General features: G+C 71.6%; 1 pseudogene. It reads right to left on the bottom strand.

Annotated elements, in window-relative coordinates:
* Window positions 1–261: pseudogene (locus AC0IX4_RS23115) on the bottom strand (histidine kinase); the annotation flags it as partial.

Genomic DNA, 261 nt, shown 5'->3' with positions numbered 1-261 from the left:
CACCAGCGTCGCGCCGATAGCGACGACGACGACGGGGGCCACGATGGTCCACGAGTTGCCGCTCAGACCCGACCCCAGGGCGACGGCGCCGCCGATGCCCAGGACGAGAAGCCCGGACGCGCGTCGACGCTCCGCGCGATCCGGTTTACGGACGTCGTCACCGGCGGACGTGAAGACCCACAGCAGACCGGAGGCGGCGATACCCGCACCGGCCGCAGCGCACAGCACGGCGAACACGACACGCACCCGGAAGACGTCGAC

The organism is Rhodococcus sp. AC861, assembly GCF_979256035.1.
The sequence above is the reverse complement of the archived record's forward strand: the minus strand, read 5'-3'. Positions and strand labels throughout refer to the sequence as shown.